Annotated in this window: 26 protein-coding genes, 1 pseudogene and 1 riboswitch; of the genes and pseudogenes, 17 read left to right on the forward strand and 10 right to left on the reverse strand. The window is 45.9% G+C overall.

What is annotated here, in order from left to right:
- Positions 1–7 precede the first annotated feature (7 nt).
- The gene (locus SPI9445_RS0118815; RefSeq protein ID WP_017306326.1) at positions 8–250 is read right to left on the reverse strand and encodes a hypothetical protein; all 243 of its coding nucleotides are present in this window, start codon (positions 248–250) and stop codon (positions 8–10) included.
- A gap of 141 nt (positions 251–391) precedes the next feature.
- On the opposite strand from SPI9445_RS0118815, the gene SPI9445_RS0118820 reads away from it, so the two are divergent.
- The gene (locus tag SPI9445_RS0118820) at positions 392–2,491 is read left to right on the forward strand and encodes an NAD(P)/FAD-dependent oxidoreductase (RefSeq protein ID WP_017306327.1); all 2,100 of its coding nucleotides are present in this window, start codon (positions 392–394) and stop codon (positions 2,489–2,491) included.
- Here SPI9445_RS0118820 and aroF read toward each other — a convergent pair.
- The 3 genes from aroF to SPI9445_RS26180 form a co-directional block, all read right to left on the reverse strand.
- Positions 2,480–3,385, reverse strand: coding sequence for a 3-deoxy-7-phosphoheptulonate synthase (aroF, locus tag SPI9445_RS0118825; RefSeq protein ID WP_083883613.1), 906 nt, complete (start codon positions 3,383–3,385; stop codon positions 2,480–2,482). The genes SPI9445_RS0118820 and aroF overlap by 12 nt on opposite strands.
- 484 nt (positions 3,386–3,869) lie before the next feature.
- Positions 3,870–4,187 carry a hypothetical protein gene (locus SPI9445_RS0118830; RefSeq protein ID WP_017306329.1) on the reverse strand — a complete coding sequence of 106 codons (318 nt, stop codon included), beginning with the start codon at positions 4,185–4,187 and terminating at the stop codon, positions 3,870–3,872.
- 246 nt (positions 4,188–4,433) lie between these two features.
- The gene (locus SPI9445_RS26180; protein WP_164674555.1) at positions 4,434–4,688 is read right to left on the reverse strand and encodes a peptidoglycan-binding domain-containing protein; all 255 of its coding nucleotides are present in this window, start codon (positions 4,686–4,688) and stop codon (positions 4,434–4,436) included.
- A gap of 363 nt (positions 4,689–5,051) precedes the next feature.
- Positions 5,052–5,195, forward strand: a riboswitch (cobalamin riboswitch).
- A gap of 19 nt (positions 5,196–5,214) precedes the next feature.
- On the opposite strand from SPI9445_RS26180, the gene SPI9445_RS0118840 reads away from it, so the two are divergent.
- Together SPI9445_RS0118840 and SPI9445_RS0118845 are read left to right on the forward strand one after the other, a co-directional pair.
- Positions 5,215–5,973 (forward strand): energy-coupling factor ABC transporter permease, encoded by a 759-nt coding sequence (locus SPI9445_RS0118840; RefSeq protein WP_017306331.1) that lies wholly within the window; start codon positions 5,215–5,217, stop codon positions 5,971–5,973.
- Positions 5,974–6,062: 89 nt separating this feature from the next.
- Entirely contained in the window at positions 6,063–6,359 is a 297-nt protein-coding gene (locus tag SPI9445_RS0118845; protein ID WP_017306332.1) for an energy-coupling factor ABC transporter substrate-binding protein, read from the forward strand.
- A gap of 107 nt (positions 6,360–6,466) precedes the next feature.
- On the opposite strand, the gene SPI9445_RS0118850 is transcribed toward SPI9445_RS0118845, so the two are convergent.
- On the reverse strand, positions 6,467–6,760 hold the full coding sequence (locus SPI9445_RS0118850) for a YkvA family protein (protein ID WP_202803731.1): 294 nt from the start codon (positions 6,758–6,760) through the stop codon (positions 6,467–6,469).
- A 66-nt stretch (positions 6,761–6,826) separates the two neighbouring features.
- Between SPI9445_RS0118850 and SPI9445_RS0118855 the strand changes: the two genes are divergently transcribed.
- Positions 6,827–7,060 (forward strand): PIN domain-containing protein, encoded by a 234-nt coding sequence (locus SPI9445_RS0118855; protein WP_071525311.1) that lies wholly within the window; start codon positions 6,827–6,829, stop codon positions 7,058–7,060.
- Between the two features lie 11 nt (positions 7,061–7,071).
- Here the strand turns inward: SPI9445_RS0118855 and SPI9445_RS30765 are convergent, their stop codons facing one another.
- Positions 7,072–7,350 carry a helix-turn-helix domain-containing protein gene (locus SPI9445_RS30765; RefSeq protein WP_083883561.1) on the reverse strand — a complete coding sequence of 93 codons (279 nt, stop codon included), beginning with the start codon at positions 7,348–7,350 and terminating at the stop codon, positions 7,072–7,074.
- 208 nt (positions 7,351–7,558) lie between these two features.
- Between SPI9445_RS30765 and SPI9445_RS0118865 the strand changes: the two genes are divergently transcribed.
- The 7 genes from SPI9445_RS0118865 (at position 7,559) to SPI9445_RS32210 (ending at position 12,181) form a co-directional block, all read left to right on the forward strand.
- Entirely contained in the window at positions 7,559–7,912 is a 354-nt protein-coding gene (locus SPI9445_RS0118865; RefSeq protein ID WP_017306336.1) for a hypothetical protein, read from the forward strand.
- An 11-nt stretch (positions 7,913–7,923) separates the two neighbouring features.
- Positions 7,924–8,547 carry a hypothetical protein gene (locus SPI9445_RS0118870; protein WP_017306337.1) on the forward strand — a complete coding sequence of 208 codons (624 nt, stop codon included), beginning with the start codon at positions 7,924–7,926 and terminating at the stop codon, positions 8,545–8,547.
- A gap of 80 nt (positions 8,548–8,627) precedes the next feature.
- Positions 8,628–9,428, forward strand: a complete 801-nt coding sequence (locus SPI9445_RS0118875; protein WP_164674556.1) for a hypothetical protein — start codon at positions 8,628–8,630, stop codon at positions 9,426–9,428.
- A 17-nt stretch (positions 9,429–9,445) separates the two neighbouring features.
- Positions 9,446–10,735: a hypothetical protein gene (locus SPI9445_RS0118880; RefSeq protein WP_164674557.1), complete on the forward strand. Its 1,290-nt coding sequence runs from the start codon at positions 9,446–9,448 to the stop codon at positions 10,733–10,735.
- A 275-nt stretch (positions 10,736–11,010) separates the two neighbouring features.
- Entirely contained in the window at positions 11,011–11,319 is a 309-nt protein-coding gene (locus SPI9445_RS0118885) for a DUF4258 domain-containing protein (protein ID WP_017306340.1), read from the forward strand.
- A gap of 102 nt (positions 11,320–11,421) precedes the next feature.
- A complete protein-coding gene (locus SPI9445_RS0118890; RefSeq protein WP_017306341.1) occupies positions 11,422–11,667 on the forward strand; it encodes a DUF8054 domain-containing protein in 246 nt (81 codons plus the stop codon).
- 76 nt (positions 11,668–11,743) lie between these two features.
- The gene (locus SPI9445_RS32210; protein ID WP_017306342.1) at positions 11,744–12,181 is read left to right on the forward strand and encodes a DUF6444 domain-containing protein; all 438 of its coding nucleotides are present in this window, start codon (positions 11,744–11,746) and stop codon (positions 12,179–12,181) included.
- Positions 12,182–12,351: 170 nt separating this feature from the next.
- Here the strand turns inward: SPI9445_RS32210 and SPI9445_RS0118900 are convergent, their stop codons facing one another.
- Both SPI9445_RS0118900 and SPI9445_RS0118905 read right to left on the reverse strand, forming a co-directional pair.
- Positions 12,352–12,666, reverse strand: coding sequence for a hypothetical protein (locus tag SPI9445_RS0118900; protein WP_164674558.1), 315 nt, complete (start codon positions 12,664–12,666; stop codon positions 12,352–12,354).
- A gap of 84 nt (positions 12,667–12,750) precedes the next feature.
- A complete protein-coding gene (locus SPI9445_RS0118905; protein ID WP_017306344.1) occupies positions 12,751–12,996 on the reverse strand; it encodes a hypothetical protein in 246 nt (81 codons plus the stop codon).
- An 11-nt stretch (positions 12,997–13,007) separates the two neighbouring features.
- Between SPI9445_RS0118905 and SPI9445_RS0118910 the strand changes: the two genes are divergently transcribed.
- The gene (locus SPI9445_RS0118910; protein ID WP_017306345.1) at positions 13,008–13,298 is read left to right on the forward strand and encodes a hypothetical protein; all 291 of its coding nucleotides are present in this window, start codon (positions 13,008–13,010) and stop codon (positions 13,296–13,298) included.
- On the opposite strand, the gene SPI9445_RS0118915 is transcribed toward SPI9445_RS0118910, so the two are convergent.
- Both SPI9445_RS0118915 and SPI9445_RS0118920 read right to left on the reverse strand, forming a co-directional pair.
- Entirely contained in the window at positions 13,295–13,618 is a 324-nt protein-coding gene (locus SPI9445_RS0118915) for a helix-turn-helix domain-containing transcriptional regulator (RefSeq protein ID WP_017306346.1), read from the reverse strand. The genes SPI9445_RS0118910 and SPI9445_RS0118915 overlap by 4 nt on opposite strands.
- A gap of 5 nt (positions 13,619–13,623) precedes the next feature.
- A complete protein-coding gene (locus SPI9445_RS0118920) occupies positions 13,624–13,995 on the reverse strand; it encodes a type II toxin-antitoxin system RelE/ParE family toxin (RefSeq protein ID WP_017306347.1) in 372 nt (123 codons plus the stop codon).
- Between the two features lie 108 nt (positions 13,996–14,103).
- Between SPI9445_RS0118920 and SPI9445_RS28850 the strand changes: the two genes are divergently transcribed.
- The 5 genes and pseudogenes from SPI9445_RS28850 to SPI9445_RS26200 all read left to right on the forward strand — a co-directional run bounded on the left by SPI9445_RS28850 (position 14,104) and on the right by SPI9445_RS26200 (position 19,414).
- The gene (locus SPI9445_RS28850) at positions 14,104–14,490 is read left to right on the forward strand and encodes a DUF6444 domain-containing protein (protein ID WP_017306348.1); all 387 of its coding nucleotides are present in this window, start codon (positions 14,104–14,106) and stop codon (positions 14,488–14,490) included.
- 390 nt (positions 14,491–14,880) lie between these two features.
- A complete protein-coding gene (locus tag SPI9445_RS0118930; protein ID WP_017306349.1) occupies positions 14,881–16,077 on the forward strand; it encodes a Coenzyme F420 hydrogenase/dehydrogenase, beta subunit C-terminal domain in 1,197 nt (398 codons plus the stop codon).
- Positions 16,078–16,270: 193 nt separating this feature from the next.
- Entirely contained in the window at positions 16,271–17,377 is a 1,107-nt protein-coding gene (gene proB / locus SPI9445_RS0118940) for a glutamate 5-kinase (protein ID WP_017306351.1), read from the forward strand.
- 164 nt (positions 17,378–17,541) lie between these two features.
- Positions 17,542–18,725: pseudogene (locus tag SPI9445_RS32215) on the forward strand (RNA-guided endonuclease InsQ/TnpB family protein).
- A gap of 311 nt (positions 18,726–19,036) precedes the next feature.
- On the forward strand, positions 19,037–19,414 hold the full coding sequence (locus tag SPI9445_RS26200) for a DUF1815 family protein (RefSeq protein ID WP_052646684.1): 378 nt from the start codon (positions 19,037–19,039) through the stop codon (positions 19,412–19,414).
- Positions 19,415–19,534: the final 120 nt, after the last annotated feature.

Raw genomic sequence — 19,534 nt, forward strand, 5'->3', positions numbered from 1 at the left:
TCCCGGATTATTCCCCTAATGGCAAACTATACCAAGCATGAGTGACTAATTCACTCAGCCAACGTCGTTGAGCGCCATCGAGCAGGTTATGATCAGTCAAGACCTCTGCCGTGAGATCGGAGAGGGATTTTCCTTGGGCGCGGGCAATTTGGATCACTCCGGCGATCGCCGCCGCGACTAACTCCTCATTCACCGGACGGTGCTGGAGGGCTTGCATTTCTTCTGAACTCTTAGGAATGGGATAATTCATGGCGAATCCTGATTCACCCTAGTGATTTAACAACAAATCGGCAACGGCAACAGTGTAAACTTTCTTTAACACATTTTAAGGATTTTACGACTTTGTGATCCTTAAGTAATCCCCACGCTCTGGTTAGTGAAAAGAACCCCGATGAAAGAACTCCTGTATATTGAACTTCCGACACCGGAAACTCAAGCGGTGTTAGCTTGGCTCCATGACCAATGGCGGCCAGAACTTGGACAGAAACTTAACACTCCCGATGGTGTTCGCTGGCAATTCCCCCACAAATCTTCACAACCGGGGGAAAGGATTCCAGAAACTGAACTCTCCATTTTCCTCTGGTCAGTCCAGCGTACCACCTACCTTAAGGTGTTTCGTTGGGGGAAAATCCCCCTACCCCAAGAACGTCGGCTGTTAGGGAAGCTGGAAGCGGATCTCAGACAACAATTCCCGCAACGCTATCCAGCGCCGCCGGATATCGATCTGAGTCAACAGTCTATTTTTAGCGCCCTTGCGCCCTACTACCCCCAAACGGTGCATTTTTTCCAGAAAATGCCCCAAGGGGAACAGGATTTACAACGGGCTTACTGGTGGGAGAAGCGCTGGCGGGAAAGTGTTTGCACCCCACAAAATCCGAAATCGGTTGTTTTTCCCTTAACCAACTCTCAAACCCTTGCCCCCGAATATGACCTAATTTATATCGGAGGGGCGTTAGGGGTCATTCATGCCGCCGTGATGGCTGGGCGGGGCTACAACGTCCTTGTAGTGGAACGTCTGGGCTTCGGTCGCATGAACCGAGAGTGGAATATTTCTAGGGCAGAGTTCCAGAGTTTAATCGATTTGGGACTCTTTACACCGGATGAGTTTGAGTCCATTATTGCACGAGAATATCGGGATGGGTTCAGTAAATTCTTTGATGGCAATAATCCCCCCCATTTAAAAGCCAATATTCTCTACACGCCAACGGTGTTAAATATTGCGGTGGATTCGGGGAAATTATTAAAACTCTGTGGCGAAAAGTTAAGGGCGGCCGGGGGCGAAATTTGGGATTTTACGGAATTTTCTCGGGTGGAGATTGGGGAAACGGGGGTACAAGTCCACACAACGGCGTTGGAGACGGGGATGACTAAAACGGTGACGGGACGCTTGCTGATTGATGCGATGGGGACGGCTTCGCCCATTGCTTGGCAACTCAACGGCGGACGGGCTTTTGATAGTGTCTGTCCGACGGTGGGGGCGGTTTTATCGGGGATTTCCCCCCAAGTTTGGAATCCTGAATATGGGGATGTGCTGAACTCTCATGGGGATATTTCCCGCGGCCGCCAATTGATTTGGGAGTTGTTCCCTATTGAGGAGGATAATTTAACCCTCTATCTGTTCCACTATCACCAAGTTAACCCAGAAAATCCGGGGTCGTTGTTGGAGATGTATGAGGACTTTTTCTCAATTTTGCCGGAATATCGACGCTGTGACCCGGAACAGTTGGTCTGGAAAAAGGCGACGTTTGGCTATATTCCGGGTCATTTTACGGTGGGAGGAGGCGATCGCAAGGTGGCGTTTGATCGGCTATTAGCGATTGGGGATGCGGCTTCCCTACAATCCCCCCTGGTGTTTACCGGATTTGGCTCTCTGGTGCGCAATTTAGGCCGTCTCACCCATTTATTAGATGTTGCCCTCCAACAGGATTTACTCCAAGCCCAACACTTGAACCAAATCCGCGCCTATCAGAGTAATATCGCGGTGACTTGGCTCTTTTCTAAGGGGATGATGGTACCGACGGGGCAAATTCTACCCCCAGAACGGATTAATGCCATGTTAAACACCTTTTTCGGCTTGTTGGCTAATGAACCCTACGAGGTGGCGGATACGTTTATTAAAGACCGTTTTAACTGGCTGACGTTTAACCGTTTGGCACTAAAGGCGGCGTTTATGAATCCGGCGCTCATTCCTTGGATTTGGGAACAGGCCGGGGCAAAGGATTTTATCCGTTGGCTGGGCAGTTATTTCTGGTTTGGGCTAGATTCCCTCATTGCTTGGGCGTTTCGCGGTTGGTTGCCTCAAGTTTTAGCAGGGCTGCAAGGGTGGTTAGAGCCGAATTATCCGGGGCTGTGGCTGCGGTTGTTGAGTTTTAGCTACAGTTTAACGGGGGTGGGAGATTCCCCCCATTTTGCCTTGGACCAACAACAGCAGGCGCTACGCCGTCAACAGAAGGCGAACGCACTGCCCCCGGAAGTGGAATTAAGCCGCTAATAATGGTCGCTCCGGAGTAGTTCTCACGGAGCGACCAATGGCAGAGGCAACGGGTTGTAAACGGTGGACGAGGGCGACCATATCTTCTAGGGAGAGGGCTTGACGAGCATCAGAAATGGATTTTTCGGGTTCGGGGTGGCACTCAATGATTAACCCATCGGCTCCACAGGCGATCGCCGCCTTCGCCAAGGGAGCGACTAATTCCCGCTTCCCAACGGCGTGGGAGGGGTCTACAATCACGGGTAAATGGGTGAGTTGTTTCAGGGCAACTACAGCCCCGAGATCCAAGACATTACGAGTGAAATTATCGAAGCTGCGGATTCCCCGTTCACATAACACGACTTGGGGGTTGCCATGACTCAAAATATATTCCGCCGCCCCTAGGAATTCCTCAATGGTCGCCGCTAATCCTCGCTTGAGTAGGATGGGTTTTCCGGCCTGGCCGAGGGCTTTGAGGAGGTCGAAGTTCTGCATATTGCGACTGCCAACTTGCAGCATATCGGCAACCTCGGCGAGTTCTTCAATTTGTGCGATCGCCATCACTTCCGTAACCACCGGAATCTGGTGCTGCCTACGCACCCGCGCTAAAATGTCTAACCCCTCATGACCTAACCCTTGGAAGGAGTAGGGCAGGGTGCGAGGCTTATAAACGCCGCCCCGTAACGCTTGGACAGGAGCGGCGCTCAGTGTTTCAGCTACGGTGTCCATTTGTTCCTGACTTTCCACCGAACAAGGCCCGCCAATAATCACCACTTCTTCCCCCCCGAATACCACCTCAGAGGACAGGGAAACTAAGGTCATATCGTGGTCGTGTTGTTTAGCAATCAGTTGAGTCTGAGACATGGTGTGAACCTTCCTTAAAGCATGAATAATGAAACAAAAAAAGCTCGGAATCACAGTCCGAGCAAGAGGGAGAGACAACAGGATCTACGCTCGGACTATCCAGTAGGCCAAGTAAAATAAAAACCAAAAAACCAACAAGGAGCAGCGATGATCATAGGTGTCTCTGTGATGAACGGGTGTTTGGGGATAACCCCCTAAAAAGCAAAAAACCGCAGACTCTTTAGAGTGCTTGCGGTTCACCGAGTTTTCCCTTTTGCTTTCGCCAGCTTAAACGGGACTCACCCTCGGTGAACCTGTCTAAACCAAAAATAAAAGTAGCTCGCGCTGGGGAAATTCATCTAGGAAACTGGTGATTTTAATAAGTTGAATGGAAACTTGCTAGGTTGTTAATTCCAGAGGAGGTTAATTCCGGGTGTTGTTGATTCCAGAAACTCCACCCTAGATATTTAAACCTAGACTGCCTTGAAGGGAACTTAGTTCCCCACTGGCAATATAACCCTATCAGATTGGTTGAGCAAAGTCAACCGGGAATTAATCAACTCCTCACTTGGATTAACAAAGCCGTCCAAACAAAATTAGGGTTGTAATAGGATTCGACCACAGCCACGCGATAGCAGAGGGTTTCCTCCCCCACCGGAATCAACAAATGATCTCCCGTTCGCGGCACAGCATTATAGGCTGTGATGTAGGCCTCGGAACTATGGGGAACTTGCTCAAAAATATAGCGATCGCGATTAATCCCTTTGCGATAGTCGTGAGTCCTCTGTTTTTCACCCCAACGGGGAACAGATAAGCCCAACTTCTCAAAAGGTGTTTTGCTGGTCAAAGAGGATAAAGAATTCAGAAAGGTCATAATAGAAGTTGAGTCTCGGTGCAGTCACTGATTTCAGCCTAACAACTACAGCCTACAAACTGCCACTCCTCTTTGCCCTCCTACAATTGGCTGATTAGGGTTTCCCTTCCCACTCATCCCAGCAAAACGCACTCCCCACCCGCGTTCCGCGAGATGGGGGAGTGCGTCCCTAGTTTTGTTCAAGTCAATTCTGGGGTACTCATCCAGAAAGGGGGCGACTTCGGGGGTCTTTCACAAAATCTTCTTTCAAGAAAAAACAGTTACAGGAAACACTACCTTTTCCCGACCATAATACTCTCCCCCCAAATTCCGCCAAGTGGCTGCTCCTACCACACCATCGATAGATAACCCCAACTCAGCTTGAAAGGCACGGACAGCAGCGAGGGTATTTCTACCGAAAACGCCATCAACACGCCCTAAAAAAAAGCCTTGAGACTCCAGTTGAAGTTGCAAGACCTTCACAAAGCGCCCTTCGCTACCGAGGCGTAATGGTTCGGACAAAATCGGGACCTTGATCTGGGTTGCAGAAATAGAACCTTTCATGACAAGTTTAGTAATTGTGAAAACCCTCGTTTTTTGCGGGGGAAGAACATTACAGGCAAATTAACAAGCGTGTTAAGCGGCCTTCCTTTGTTTTTGATTGCTCTGATTTAACAAGCTGGGGTAAGGGGAGTTAATCCCTCCGATTTAGTCAGGCCTGCTCTAGTCAGGAGTTCCGACTTTCCGAAAATTGTACGATTTCCCAACTTCTCACATCAGTATATCAGGCAAGGGTGTTTTAGGATACAAAAAAAATCTAAAATTCCCTGTGAAACCCGAGAGTTTTTCTCGGGTTATTTTCTGGTTTCCCTACCCCCAATTTCTGGTAAACTGATGCAATTCGGTTCTAATGGGGAGCAGCCATTGGAGGTAACGGGGAAAGATTGGTGTAAATCCAGCACTGTCCCGCAACTGTGAAGGGGTCACGAGTCCCTAAGTCAGGATGCCCGCCGAGGGTTAAGGAATTTAATCAATCTGCGAGGTACAGATGAATTACAGAAATAAGAGTTGGCAGTTAGTGGCCATAGCCGGACTCAGTGGCTACCTAGTGATCGGTTCTGCCGGACCCGTCCAAGCGATGCACATTATGGAAGGGTTTTTGCCTTTGCAATGGGCGGTTTTCTGGTGGGTGTTGGCGTTGCCGTTTTTTGGGTGGGGATTGCGATCGCTCCTGCAAATCACCCGCCAAAATCCTGAGTTAAAATTACTCCTCGGACTAGCCGGAGCCTTTAGTTTTGTTCTATCTGCCCTGAAATTACCCTCCGTCACCGGGAGTTGTTCCCATCCCACCGGAACCGGACTCGGAGCCATTTTATTCGGCCCAGGGGTAATGACGGTTTTAGGCAGTTTAGTTTTAATTTTTCAAGCCCTGTTATTGGCACATGGAGGGATTACCACCTTGGGGGCGAACGTCTTTTCTATGGCCATTGTGGGGCCTTGGGTAGCTTATGGAGTTTATCAAATCGCCATCAAATTAGGGCAGCAAAAAATCGGCATTTTTAGCGCCGCAGCCTTGGGTAACTTAAGCACCTATTTAGTCACCTCAATCCAGTTAGCTGTTGCTTTTCCTGATGCTAGTGGTGGGGTTTTAGCCGCCTTCCTGAAATTCGCCGGGATCTTTGCCCTCACTCAAATTCCCCTCGCCATTACAGAAGGTTTTCTCACGGTTTTAGTGTGGAATTGGTTACAGTCCTATGCCGCCCCAGAACTGCAAACCTTGAAGCTCTTAAGACCTGCTCAAAGTTAATGAATTTTTCTCTATTCATGGAGTCTAAACTGCTCATTTTTTGACCCGCTTAGACCCAAAACAATCACTCACTCTATTTTGAATAAATCATGGCACAATCTAACATTAAACCCAGCAAACAAGGCAACTGGTGGCTTGTTTTAGCCGTCCTTATCTTGACCTTAACTCCTTTGGTATTCGTGCGAGGAGACTATGAGGGAGCCGATGGACTAGGGGAGGAACTCATTACAGAAATTCAACCGGATTACGAGCCTTGGTTTGAGTCAATTTTTGAGCCTCCGAGTGCAGAAATTGAAAGCTTATTATTTGTCTCTCAAGCGGCATTAGGTGCAGGATTTTTAGGCTATGTTATCGGGCTTTATAAAGGTCGTCATGAGAGCAGGTAGTAGGGAATAGGGAATAGGGAATAAGTATCAACTCCCCTGTTCCCCCTCTCCCGACTCCCCATGCCCTTGACTTCTAACTTTAGGCCTCAACTGGTCAAGATTCCCCCCTAGTCATCCTGCACCGTCACCGCGTCCACATCGACAGTTTTTATGGTGGGAGGATCATCATCTCGTCTGAGAGGTTCTAGAGGACGAGGCCGCAAGGCATCAGTGATCAATTGTGAGACTTCGGTGAAGAGAATCGTCAGCAGGACGAGATCATCAATTTGTCCCAAGAGGGGGATCACATCTGGAGATAAATCTAAAGGACTGATGAGATAGAACAAACTGCCCAAAATCAACCACCAACGATACTGGGGGTTACGCAGGGTCTGACGATACCAATAATAAGCCGTTTTCACTCTCAATTCTTCTCCCATGCTTTCAACAAAGCTTTCTTTGCTGTAACAAAATAATTAAAACAAGCTTTGGATTATATTCCACTGAGTACAGATTCCCTGTTGTTAGCGGCTCAACTATGGGCACAAGCCCGACAAACTGGTCAACCTACGGCTGATCCTAAAGCCCTAGATGGTGATGTTATTTTGTCTGCTCAAGCGCGTCTTCTGGCGAGCGAAAAAACTAAGGTAGTCGTTGCAACTACTAATGTTGGTCATTTATCTCGTTTTGTGAATGCAGAGCACTGGCAATCCATTGATTAGCGGAATCGCGCCTATGGGGGATGGACAAGGTTGAGGGCTTGGCGTTCGAGGGTGGTGCGCAGGTTGGTTTTATGGACGGGTTCACCGAGGGCGAGGGAGAGGATTTGCCAAAGTTGGTAGCTGGTGTCTTTGATGTGGCCGATGGAGCAGCCGTATTGTTGGGCGATGGTCGCATACCGTTGACCCTTGAGCACGCCTTTAAGGATGGCAGTCTGGAGGTCGGTGAGGTGTTTGCCAGTTTGTTGGTGGACGATGTGGTCAATTGGGTGCAGTATTTCTTGCCAATCCATACTTGAATTAACCTACAGGTTGAAATTTTAGCCGTCATTTTCCGCCAAAATCCGACTTTTTGAGCAAATCGTTATTATTTCTTTATAAAGTTTGAGTGAATTCCGCCTTTTTCTGCCTTTTTCCGCCTTTTTCAGGCTTGACGGTGGCAAATTTGCGATTCAAGCTGGTGGGTAGGGTTTTTTAGGAGGATGCCTTCAAGTTCGGTTGATGTCCATTGTTTTGGGGGTTGGCGGTATGGATGAGGTGGTTCGCAAGGTGGCGGCTCTGGGTTTGCCGGGGATCATCCTGGTGGTGACGATGGCGACGACGGGTTTAGCGGGGGCGGCGGCGATTACGGCGGCGTTGGCGTTTCTGGGGCCGGGGGGAATGTTGGGGGGAATTGCGCTATTGGGGATCACGGGTTTGATCGCGGATGCGCTGGCGAAGGTGGGCATTGAGCAGTTGTTGCTGAATATCTATCAATACCGCTCTCAACGGGAGGCGCGATCGGCGTTGCTCCAGGAAATTGATCGGTTGCCCATCTCTAAAGATTTGGCGCGATCGCTCAAGGATCATTTATAAAAAATACACAGATGAATCCCTTAAAACGACTTAAAAACGTAATTCAAAAGTCAGGCAGCTTGTTAGAGGATTATGCAAAAAATTACATTGCTGTTTTTCCTCAAGCAAAGCAGGTAGTCCTGAAGCCTAATGCCGTTTTACTCCTTTGTGATCAAGCGGTTTCCAGGGTAGAGCAGTTGACTGATTTAGTACCGGACACTTATGAGGGTTTGATCGCTACGATTGAGCATGGAAAAATTAAAGCAAAAATCCATTTTTCTCCTGAAAAACTTTGTATCAAGGGTGATGTAGTGGAGGGACAGATACGTTTATTGAATAAGCCAGAAGTGAAATCAGATTCTATGGCTTATAATGTTCTCATTGCAGGCTGGAAAATATTCTTAGGGGGTAATCTTCCCAATCACTTACTACCACAAGGCGTAAGAATTGATGGTGATCAAGTTTATTACACGCTTCCCAAGACACAACTAAAGGTTTTGGATGCCTTGTTTCAAAAAACTCAAAGCAGTTTAGCTTTAAATCTAGAGTTGAAGGAGAGCGAATTAAAAATTGACAGTGCCGTAGAAATGAATTGGAGTGAGATCAACATTCAAAGTTTACTCAATATCTTTAATGATCGTAAAGGTGAATCATGATTAAAAAAGGGTGTTTTAAACAATCCACTAATCATGAATTCTAGTGCTATCGACGGTTAACCATACATCGAGTAATGATCATGAACCAACCATCTAAGATTGACTGGCTACAAGATTTTATCGAAAAAATGATTGATGAAATAATCAGTCATTATTTGGACGAAATCAAAAGACGAGTTCAAAAATTCAAACTAAAATATCGTAACTTGCCACGGCGACAGATAGCACAGAAAATTGTTGAAGATCAATCTTTTTGGGGAGGATTATTAGCAGTACCCGGAGGTTTAGGGGGTCTAGTTGTTTTGCCTTTTGCTCTGCCAGTTGATATGGTTAAATATCTAAGGGTTCAGGCTTATATGATTTTTTGCTTAATACATTTATATGAGTATCCACTGAACGATCATGGTGCAATGAAAACTGATTTATTTTTACTAATGTCACATTCTTCAATAGATCAATTAAAGAATTTTGTCTGCTCCGAAGCTCAGAAACAGGTAAAAAATGATTTTGCCATAAAACAAGCCTTGATCAATCTCAAGAAAATTGATTCTTATAAAGATATGGGAAAGAAAGCAGTTAATGAATTGGGAGTGAAATATGGTACACAAGTTGCAATGAGACTTGGTGAAAAGCAATTAATGAATCATACATTACGAAGTGTTCCCAAGATTTTCAGGGGAATTATTTGGCGATTAGGCGGGCGGAAAATTGCGGAAAAAACTCTACAAAAAACAGCAGGTAGGATTGTTCCCATTTTAGGGGCAGTTGTAGCAGGGGGAATGGATTGGTGGATGATCAAGGAAACTGGTAAGCTTGCCATTGAATATTATGAAATGGGAGGGCCAGATTTTCTTGATGCAGCTTATACCTTAATTGAGTAGTTTTTTTGATCTGGAGAATGATGACTCAATCAGATTTATTGGTTAATCGGGCGAAAGAGGGAAATATTGAGGCCATTGCGACCCTTATTGCTCATCAGTTAGCCCCCAAACAGATTAAAACTCAGGTTAATCAAAAATCTGGGGTTCTTAACATCCTGTTTGAATCTGAAAAAACACCCTCCCAAGCCCAGCTAGTGCCGTGGATCACCAAAGCACTCAATAACCTACAACCCAAAGGCATTAAACAAGTCCGCCTCTACGGTCGCATTCAAGGACAATCTGAAATTGTATGGAAACACCAAATTGAATTAAATTCTTTAGATCAAAATCTCTCCATCAAAAAGCCAGCCATCAAAACCCATTCTTCAAAAGCAATAAACAACGCTAGCTCACATCAAAGCAAGTCCAAAGCTCAATCCACGGTTAGCCGTAAATCATCCTCAAAACACCAGCCCAAAAATTCCAAAAACTACACACCGATTGTTCAATCTTTACATAACCAAAAATTAGCCATTATTACAACCGCGATCGCCGGATGTTTTTCAACATTTTTGCCCTGGACATATGTTCCTATTCTTGGAACACTCTCCGGAGCCGCAGGAGATGGATGGATCACATTGGTTTTATTTATTCCTGCAATTGTTGTGGCATTAAAAGGCGATCGCCTAACTCCATTAGTGGAAAACCCTCGCTGGATTGCAGTCATTCCAGCAGGATTAGCAGGTTTTATTGGTTTATCAAAAATTTTTGTAATTGGAGAATTTTTGTCCATCGGCATTGGTTTATATTTACTGATTTTTTCTAGTGGATTATTGTGTATATCTGCGTGGTTTCTTGAGAATAGAAAAATTGACAAAACTCAAATTTCTATCGAGTTTGCCACAAAAACTTTAGGTTCATTCCACAAACAAAGACTAACAATAATTGGCTCTGGATTTGCTGGTTGTGTTGCTACATTTTTACCCTGGCTTTATGCACCAATAGTAGGTTCGGTTTCAGGTACACAAGGTGATGGCTGGATTACACTATGCTTATTTCTCCCTGCAATTGTTTTAGGATTCAGAGGTAAACAATCAACTCCGTTAGTACAGGGCAATCGTTTACTAGCAATAATTCCTGCTGGAATAGCAGGATTGATCGGTATTGCTAAAGTTGTGGAAATCAATAAGCTCAAATCTGGATTAAGTCACAATGCTTTTGCTCAAGCACTATCTGCATCAGTTGATATTGGGTTTGGGTTATACCTATTGATTGCTGCTAGTATTGCTATCTGTGTAACGGCGTGGCTTTTAGAGAAAAAACACTAAACAAAGTGTCCAGGATGGCATGACTATGCCGGCCTAAAAAACAGGAAATTTTAACGGTCACAATAACTCTTACCATTCACGGGTTTAGGCATAGGGGGCAAGGTTGGGTTGGGTGGGTTGAGAGGGAGCGATCGCCCCCACCCAATATTTCCTAATTGTTCACTATTTTATTCTTCAAAAGTAAGGATTCATGTGAGGGGGGTTGACAAAAGATGCTTTTGTTGTTATAGAATTTTTGTGTTACAATTTGTGACATAAATTAAATTATATTAACAATGCTTAAGCAACTTAATAACGCGATCAGCCAGTCACAAGTACTGGTATCCCGTCATGCTCGCGAGCGGGCAAAAGAACGGAAGATTCTGGTGTCTCAGGTATGGGAATCCATCCCACAGGGAGAAATTTTAGAAACCTACCCGGATGATCAGCCCTTTCCCACTTGTCTCATTTATAGTCAACTCAGCGAGGGAACCGCTGTTCATAGCGTTTGGAGCTACGATCCGATAAACGAAGTCGCTATCTTAATCACCGTTTATCATCCCAGTAGCCAGGAGTGGATTGATGGTCGTGTTCGCCGGAGGTGATTCTCTTGTTAAAATCCAAATATAGAACAAAAATCCTTAAGTACATCTTAATGTAGTCATGTTACCCGGCAGGCCCTAGCCTGCCTTTCTGGAGATAGCCCAATGAATACAATGATTTCCCTTTGCCCATTTTGTGGTGGAACGGTTGCTCAAAAATCTGTTCTGGAAACAGTTTGTGGTGGTGGACATACTGCCTCAATTCAGATGAATATTCTAGTTTGTGAAAAATGTAGCGAACGTTTTTACTCTCTTGAACAAAATAATCGATTAGAAGCGTTGCAAGCTAAACTTGAAAATCAGCAAACAGAAGGATTACAACCCACTGGAGTCTCATTTAAGGCAGTTTAACTGACAAAAAGTACACAAATCGTAAGGATTCAGGTAGGGGGGTTGACAAAAGGCGAAAAGCGACTAAGGTGACATCATGAAGCCTATCGAGATTCCCCCACCTATTGAGCGAGAGCAACTGACACGAGCCACTTCAGAGGTGCTGGTAGATTTGGTGCTGCGACAACGAGGGATAATCGAGCAATTAGTCGCGGAGATAGAGCGGCTCAAGAACAACGCCAGCAGCGATAGCCAGAGTTCATCAAAACCGCCATCAAGCGACATCCACAAACGGTCGGAACGCCAAGCAGCAGAAGCGGAACGCTCATTGCGGTTGGCGGTGACGAAGCGAAAGGTGTGCGGTGGGTCGCGTTCAATGGCAGGGTTTGCCCAAACTGCCAGGTTACTGAGTGTGATTCAGACCTGTCGTGCTCAGGGGCGTTCGGTGATAACGTTCCTGAAACAAGCCTTAATGGTAGCGGCGGCTCAAGAAAAGGTCTCCATGCCTTCTCTCATCCCTGACTCTGCCACCTGAATCCTTACAGAGAAATTATGTTAGTAAGCGGTGGGTCAGACACAGTTTGACCCCTCATATCATCATTGATCCGGTCTGATGCAACCCACAATTCTTTGTGTCCTCTGATGTCACTACTTATGCACGACTACCCAATTTAGATTTTGAGTTAAAAGCCGAATTTACAGAGATTAATTAGAGAGATTATACTCATCAAGCCTGGTTGAGAATAAACTAATTTCCTGATTCCATCCTTTCGCAAAGACAAGTTCAACTATGCTCTCATTAAGCAAATCAATACATTCACAAAGCTTATCAAAAACTTTAAAAAAATCATCTACCGTAGCGTTGTTTTTTTTACTAACATCATCTTGACCCATCAATGCTTTCACCCCTTCAGTAATTCCATACGCAGGATTAAGCCAGCCTTTTACTCCACCCATAACTACGTTTGCAGTGACTGTCCAAAAATTATCATTTTCATCAAGCATTGCTTTTAGCTTCATTGCTGACTCCAAGTAATCATTTTCCAACATTTTCAAATAACTGAAGTGGCTCTGCACCGTTGAAAGAATCCATGATTCCTCTTTCTAGGATTTCATCCACCTTTGTAAATCAGCAATACCCTGTTCTTTAGCAGAGTGTTTCATGAACCTAGTTACTTCATCATTATACCAATTTTCGATTGAGATAATGATTTCTCTAAGCTTACTTATCCTAGACAAAGCTGACTCTTGTGCTAATTCTTGTAAACCTTCGCTCAAGATTTTTTGTCGCAGTTTATCATCTGCATTCTCCTCTAGATTAAAAAAATTGATAACCTTTTGCCCGACCAAAGTATTGAATATTGATTGAAGAAATTATTGAAGGTTTTCTTCTCTTAAATAATGATCTGGATTGGGCATACTTAAACCTCCTTGACAAACTTTTGGTTGATAAAAATCATATCGTATTAGTGATCGTAAATTTGCCCGCATTCACGGGCGAGATGATCACCGTCCGTAGCTCTAAATTTTTAACCTTCTCAATCTCTTGGTTAGTCGCATTCACAGCTTCAATCACTGGTAAAAAGAACCGAACAAATTTAGGTTTGCCTCACCGCCAACTGATATATTTTCATCATAAACATCAGTTTTAGGCACAAGAAACAGTTTGAACTTTGATATCTACACGCAACTCTTTACGAAGGACATTGAGAATGGTAGTTAGGTTATCCATCGTCGGATTACCTTTTGCAGACAACATCCGGTGAAGACTTTTGCTCGGCTTAGATGTTTCAACTGCCAACTCTTCAAAGCCCACGGTTGCATTGACAAGATCTCTTAATATGAGTCTTGCAGTTTTTGGTTCACCGTTGAGGAAAAGAGAAACAGCTTCATCAAGTAAAGCTGCTGCAAACTCAGGATCTCGTTGAACTCGCGCATTAACTGTTTCCTTGAAGTCTCTTGTTAATGCCATGATTTTTACCTCTTCTTTCTTTTCTTACTTTTAGTTTCTTCTTGTTTCACTGCTTTATCAGCCTCTTTCTTGCGCCTTTTATACTCTTGGTACAGTGCTATAGCTTGCTTAATATCTGCATCTTGACCTTTTTTCGTGCCACCTCCAAATAGGATAATGAGTTGCTTACCATCTTGAGCCAAGTAAATCCGATACCCTGGCCCCCAATCAATTTTGTACTCGCCGATTCCATCGAACCACCTGATGCTGGATGTATTACCCTGCTCTAGACGAGACTTGGCAACTGCCACCTTTGCAGCAGCTTTGGCATCCAGACTATCAAACCATTTCTGATAAGGATTTGAGTCATCCTCCCTAATGTATTCTTGGACTTTCATGCTAAATCGACAGTAACTTATATGTTACTGGTTGTCAAGGGTAATTTTTGAGGTAAGAATTCAGGTGGGGGGGGTTGACAAAAGGCGAAAAGCGACTAAGGTGACATCATGAAGCCTATCGAGATTCCCCCACCTATTGAGCGAGAGCAATTGACACGAGCCACTTCAGAGGTGCTGGTAGATTTTGTGCTGCGACAACGAGGGATAATCGAGCAATTAGTCGCGGAGATAGAGCGGCTCAAGAACAACGCCAGCAGCGATAGCCAGAGTTCATCAAAACCGCCATCAAGCGACATCCACAAACGGTCGGAACGCCAAGCAGCAGAAAAGGAGCAAGCCAAAGAAGGGAAAAGGAAACCGGGTGGGCAGCCCGGTCATGTGGGCAAGACAAGGAAAGGATTGGGCAGAATAGACCGTTATGAAGTGGTACGACCGCAACAGTTTCCACGCGGCGGACACCCGTTCAAGAGCAGAATTAGTCAAACTATTAGGTGAGCGATTTGAAGGAGTGCTCGTCTCGGATGACTTCAGCCTGTACAACGGTTACTCTGCCACCTGAATCCTTACATAGTAGCTTATTGACATGAACCTATTATACAATATCTAGGGATAAATCATCACTCGCTAGTAAATGATTGTTGGTTAATTTTCGGGGCATCGAACCCCTCAATTAACCGTCTTTCATCCCGACACTGACATTCGTACAGTGCTCGGCTTCCCGACGATGAGCTAAAATATTCATCGTCTGTTGGCGGAGTGTGCTGGAGACAGAACAGCGCCCGGGTGGGAAAGCTAAACCCACAGAAGCCCCCGCGCTCTAACCCCTTTGGGGAAGCTTCGGACACTGCGCCGTCAAATGTTTTTTTTGATAAACCTTTTTTTTAAATGACCTCTCTTATTCCAAAACACCAAAAATCTAAAGCCCTGAAACCGGGAAGCCGCCCCCCTGCGAAGGAACTCTGTAGCGAGTGTGGGCTGTGTGATACTTACTATATCCATTATGTTAAAGAGGCCTGTGCGTTCCTCAATCAACAGATTGCGGCGTTGGAGGAACAAGCTCACGGGCGATCGCGCAATTTAGAAAAGTCCGATGATCTCTACTTCGGGGTACATCAAGACATGATGGCCGCCCGCAAAAAACAACCCATTGAGGGGGCGCAGTGGACGGGGATTGTTAGCACCATTGCCTGTGAAATGCTCACTCAGGGCTTAGTAGAGGGGGTGGTGTGTGTACAGAATAAACCCGATGATCGGTTTGGCCCCATGCCTGTAATTGCCCGCACCCCGGAGGAAGTGTTAGCGGCGAAGGTGAATAAACCCACTCTGTCGCCCAATCTCTCGGTTTTAGAACAGGTTGAACAGTCGGGAATGAAGCGGTTGTTAGTGATTGGGGTGGGCTGTCAAATCCAAGCCCTGCGCGCTGTTCAGTCGGAACTGGGGTTAGAAAAACTCTATGTGCTGGGAACGCCCTGTGTGGATAATGTGAGTCGGGCTGGGTTGCAGAAATTTCTAGAAACAACGAGTAAATCACCGGATACGGTGGTGCATTACGAGTTTATGCAGGATTTCCGCGTTCATTTCAAACATGAGGACGGATCTGAGGAGTTGGTGCCGTTTTTTGGCTTGAATACGAAGGAACTTAAGGATGTATTTGCCCCTTCCTGTATGACTTGTTTTGATTATGTGAACTCCTTGGCTGATTTGGTGGTGGGCTATATGGGCGCGCCTTTTGGCTGGCAGTGGATTGTGGTGCGCAATGAGACGGGGCGAGAAATGCTCAATCTGGTGCAGGATCAATTGGATACCCAAGGGGTGTTTTCTAAGGGCGATCGCAAACAAGCCGTACAACAGAGCATTCCCGCCTACGATAAGGGCGTGACGCTCCCCATGTGGGCGGCTAAACTCATGGGGGTTGTGATCGATAAAATTGGCCCCAAAGGGTTAGAATATGCTCGTTTTTCCATTGATTCCCACTTCACCCGGAATTATCTCTATGTAAAACGGAATTACCCGGAAAAACTCCCCCATCATGTCCCTGAATATGCCCAGCGCATTGTAGATCAGTATCAATTGCCGGAATAGGGAATAGTCGGGAGTCGGGAATCGGGAGTCGGGAGTCGGGAATCGGGAATCCGGGAACTCTCCCCCCTGTTCCCTAAAATAAAAGAGTTTCGGCTATTCACTATTCCCCTGCTCCCCGTTCCCTACTAAAATAAAAAAGTTTTGGCTATTCACTATTCCCCTGCTCCCCGTTCCCTGCTCCCCACGTCCCCCCATGCCTGAAACCCTTGTTGTTAAAATAGGCACATCGAGCCTCACCCATCCCGACACCGGGCGTTTAGCCCTCTCCAATATTGCCAGCTTAGTAGAAACCCTCACAGAGTTACGAGAACAACATAATCGCGTCGTGTTAGTCTCTTCCGGAGCGGTGGGGATTGGGTGCCGTCGTCTCAACTTGCCGGAACGCCCCCGGACTATGGCGAGGAAACAGGCGATCGCCGCCGTGGGACAAGGACGCTTAATGCGCATCTACGATGACCTGTTTAGTAACCTCAAACAACCCATTGCGCAAATCCTACTCACTCGGCGGGATCTCATGCAGCGCAGTTCCTATGTCAACGCCTACAACACCTTTCAAGAACTCTTTGAATTGGGCGTGATCCCCATTGTGAATGAAAATGATACCGTCGCCGTGGATGAATTGAAATTCGGTGACAATGACACCCTCTCTGCCCTCGTCGCCAGTTTAGTTGAGGCCGATTGGTTGTTCCTACTCACTGATGTAGATCGGCTCTATTCGGCAGATCCCCGTTCCTCACCCGACGCACACCCCATTATTGAAGTCTCGGCCTCGGAACTGGCTACCCTGCAAGTGGAAGCCGGGAACAAGGGATCCGCGTGGGGAACCGGGGGGATGGCCACTAAGTTAGCCGCCGCCCGCATTGCCACCAGCGCCGGGGTGAGAACCGTCATCACCCACGGTCAAAAACCCGGTTATTTACCTAAAGTTCTCCAAGGGGAGCAGATTGGCACCCAGTTTGAACCCCAACCTCAACCAGAAAACGCCCGCAAACGCTGGATTGCTTACGGCTTAGTGGCAATGGGTAAATTGTATTTAGATGATGGGGCGGTGCGAGCCATTTGTGAGGGGGGGAAATCCTTACTGGCGGCGGGGATTACCCAAACTGAGGGGGAGTTTCAAGTGTCTGATGCGGTTCAGTTGTGCGATCGCAACGGTAACGAAATCGCCCGCGGCCTCGTCAACTACAACAGCACAGAAATCCAGCAAATACAAGGCCTCCGCTCCGACCAAATCCCCAAAATCCTCGGCTACATGGGAACAGAAACCGTCATCCACCGGGATAATTTAGTTCTCGCCTAATCCCCCAATCTGAACCCCTACCCTGATAAATTTGAAGTTTTTTATCTTGATCGTCGGAAGAAGACCCTCGATTTTATCGACGGCATGAATTACGAAATGTTACAACAGCATACCCCAAATTGTAAAATTGTGCTATAATCTTACTAGCAATGAGCAAGAATTGAATGCTTAACCTTACTTACAACTATAAGATAATTCCAACCAAAGAGCAGACAGAGAAGATCGAATTAAATTTAACTGTCTGCCAATCTGTTTGGAACTATGCTTTGGCTCAAAGAAAGCTTTGGTATAACAGTCGTAGTTGTCAGGTCAACGCTTGCTCTATTCGTTCTGAATATATTGTTGCTCCCTTTGAATATCCTAACTACCATACTCAATCTGCCAATTTAACCCAAGCTAAAAAGACTAACGATTTCCTTAAGTCTGGTAATGCCCAAGCGATGCAGCAAACATTGCGGAAATTAGATCGGGCGTTTAACGACATGAAAAGCAAGGGACTAGGCTTTCCTCGCTTCAAGAGGAACATGAAGTCTTTTAATTTAGTTAGTAGCAGAATTGAAGTCAATGGTAACAAGCTAAAGATGCCTCTATTGGGGGAAGTTAAGTTTGTCAAGTCACGGGATATTCCAGAGGGTTTTAAGATCAAACAAGTTCAAGTAATCAAGAAAGCATCGGGTTACTATGTCAACTTAGCAATTGAGCTTGATGTTAATATCCCAACCCCAATACCTCATGGTCACGCTTTGGGGATTGATGTTGGGATTCAAAGTATGCTGGCAACTTCCGATGGTTTGATTCTTCCTAGCCGAAGTTTTTAGATAAAGCACTGCGTAAGATTAAATTACTACAAAGAAGGCTTAGGAATAAAAACAAAGGTTCTAATAAATGGCAGAAGCTACAGCATCGGATCGCTCTATTACATGAAGCCGTAGCCAACAGAAGAAAGGATTACCATTTCAAGTTAGCCCATCAACTCTGTGATGGAGTCGGGATGGTATTTGTTGAAGATATTAACTTCACAGCTTGGAGTAGAGGACTATTCTGTAAGCAGTCTCTAGATATGGGTTTAGGTCAATTCTTTACTATCTTGCAATATGTTTGCTCTCAAACGGATACATATTTTGCCAAGGTCAATCCAGACTATACCTCTCAAGTTTGTCCTGAATGTGGAACCCATACAGGTCAGAAAGAACTCTCTCAAAGGGTTCACTCTTGCTCTGAATGTGGCTACACCGTGGATCGGGATGTTGCTGCTTCAATGATAGTAAAACAGCGTGGATTAACTGCGGTCGGTGCGCCCGTGGTCAAACAGCCCAGTCATGGCGTTCTGTCGGGGACTTCGGTCTAGATAAGAGTCTATATGGGAATCCCTCGCTTTCAGCGATGGGAGGTTCAAGAAATTCTCACAATATTGACAAAGAAACACAAATATGGATAGGAGTTAAGGTACACTGGGAATGTACATTGAACACACCAACAGGGACATTGCATTTTCGCCCGACAGTTTTGTGTGGCGCGTGATTTCTGCCATTTGCTTCCGTCTCCGAGTGGAGAAGCCAGACCGCTACAAATTCACTGAGTACCAATCAGACAGGGAGACAAAATCTTAAGAAAGTGTTAAAAGTTATACAATAACTCTTGGTGTTTGGAGGACAAACCGTGTTTCTACGACTTGCACAGCAACACCGCCAATTTGTTCGGGATTTAGTCATGAATCTCCAAGCACTGGCCACAGTGTTAGAGAATCAAGGCTATTTAGCATCCTGTTACACCTGTGGCAGTGAGATGAACAGCGCTTCTTTCATGGTCAGCTTAGGGGAAGATCATCTAATCCGTTTCTTGGTGTCAGACTATGGGATCACCTGGACAGAGATGCGAGATGATCGGGAATTAATGAAGCTCGAAGGAGCAGAAGCCATTAGTCAACTACAAGACCTAGCCGATTTAGTGAAGTATTCCATCCCCCCTCACGAATTCCTAAAAGGACGTTCTGGGGAGTTTGCGAAACCCCTTGAAGTCTCCAGCTTAAAGCGCTAAGGCTTAGACCCAACGCGGAGTCAGATTAAGCCGACTCAGGGGCTACAATCCCATACCCACATTAGGGGCGCGAGCAACCCCGTTCAACGGTCTTGCGGCCAGTTTTCCCCTACCTTATAG

The sequence above is a fragment of the Spirulina subsalsa PCC 9445 genome (assembly GCF_000314005.1).
In the GTDB taxonomy this organism is placed as follows: Bacteria; Cyanobacteriota; Cyanobacteriia; order Cyanobacteriales; family Spirulinaceae; genus Spirulina_A; species Spirulina_A subsalsa.

What these genes read in the sequence shown, in the direction of transcription:
- SPI9445_RS0118815 (WP_017306326.1), bottom strand. Translation starts at nt 250, where the DNA reads ATGAATTATCCCATTCCTAAGAGTTCAGAAGAAATGCAAGCCCTCCAG.
- SPI9445_RS0118820 (WP_017306327.1), top strand. Translation starts at nt 392, where the DNA reads ATGAAAGAACTCCTGTATATTGAACTTCCGACACCGGAAACTCAAGCG.
- SPI9445_RS0118830 (WP_017306329.1), bottom strand. Translation starts at nt 4,187, where the DNA reads ATGACCTTTCTGAATTCTTTATCCTCTTTGACCAGCAAAACACCTTTT.
- SPI9445_RS0118840 (WP_017306331.1), top strand. Translation starts at nt 5,215, where the DNA reads ATGAATTACAGAAATAAGAGTTGGCAGTTAGTGGCCATAGCCGGACTC.
- SPI9445_RS0118845 (WP_017306332.1), top strand. Translation starts at nt 6,063, where the DNA reads ATGGCACAATCTAACATTAAACCCAGCAAACAAGGCAACTGGTGGCTT.
- SPI9445_RS30765 (WP_083883561.1), bottom strand. Translation starts at nt 7,350, where the DNA reads ATGGATTGGCAAGAAATACTGCACCCAATTGACCACATCGTCCACCAA.
- SPI9445_RS0118865 (WP_017306336.1), top strand. Translation starts at nt 7,559, where the DNA reads ATGTCCATTGTTTTGGGGGTTGGCGGTATGGATGAGGTGGTTCGCAAG.
- SPI9445_RS0118870 (WP_017306337.1), top strand. Translation starts at nt 7,924, where the DNA reads ATGAATCCCTTAAAACGACTTAAAAACGTAATTCAAAAGTCAGGCAGC.
- SPI9445_RS0118875 (WP_164674556.1), top strand. Translation starts at nt 8,628, where the DNA reads ATGAACCAACCATCTAAGATTGACTGGCTACAAGATTTTATCGAAAAA.
- SPI9445_RS0118880 (WP_164674557.1), top strand. Translation starts at nt 9,446, where the DNA reads ATGATGACTCAATCAGATTTATTGGTTAATCGGGCGAAAGAGGGAAAT.
- SPI9445_RS0118885 (WP_017306340.1), top strand. Translation starts at nt 11,011, where the DNA reads ATGCTTAAGCAACTTAATAACGCGATCAGCCAGTCACAAGTACTGGTA.
- SPI9445_RS0118890 (WP_017306341.1), top strand. Translation starts at nt 11,422, where the DNA reads ATGAATACAATGATTTCCCTTTGCCCATTTTGTGGTGGAACGGTTGCT.
- SPI9445_RS32210 (WP_017306342.1), top strand. Translation starts at nt 11,744, where the DNA reads ATGAAGCCTATCGAGATTCCCCCACCTATTGAGCGAGAGCAACTGACA.
- SPI9445_RS0118900 (WP_164674558.1), bottom strand. Translation starts at nt 12,666, where the DNA reads ATGAAGCTAAAAGCAATGCTTGATGAAAATGATAATTTTTGGACAGTC.
- SPI9445_RS0118915 (WP_017306346.1), bottom strand. Translation starts at nt 13,618, where the DNA reads ATGGCATTAACAAGAGACTTCAAGGAAACAGTTAATGCGCGAGTTCAA.
- SPI9445_RS0118920 (WP_017306347.1), bottom strand. Translation starts at nt 13,995, where the DNA reads ATGAAAGTCCAAGAATACATTAGGGAGGATGACTCAAATCCTTATCAG.
- SPI9445_RS28850 (WP_017306348.1), top strand. Translation starts at nt 14,104, where the DNA reads ATGAAGCCTATCGAGATTCCCCCACCTATTGAGCGAGAGCAATTGACA.
- SPI9445_RS0118930 (WP_017306349.1), top strand. Translation starts at nt 14,881, where the DNA reads ATGACCTCTCTTATTCCAAAACACCAAAAATCTAAAGCCCTGAAACCG.
- proB (WP_017306351.1), top strand. Translation starts at nt 16,271, where the DNA reads ATGCCTGAAACCCTTGTTGTTAAAATAGGCACATCGAGCCTCACCCAT.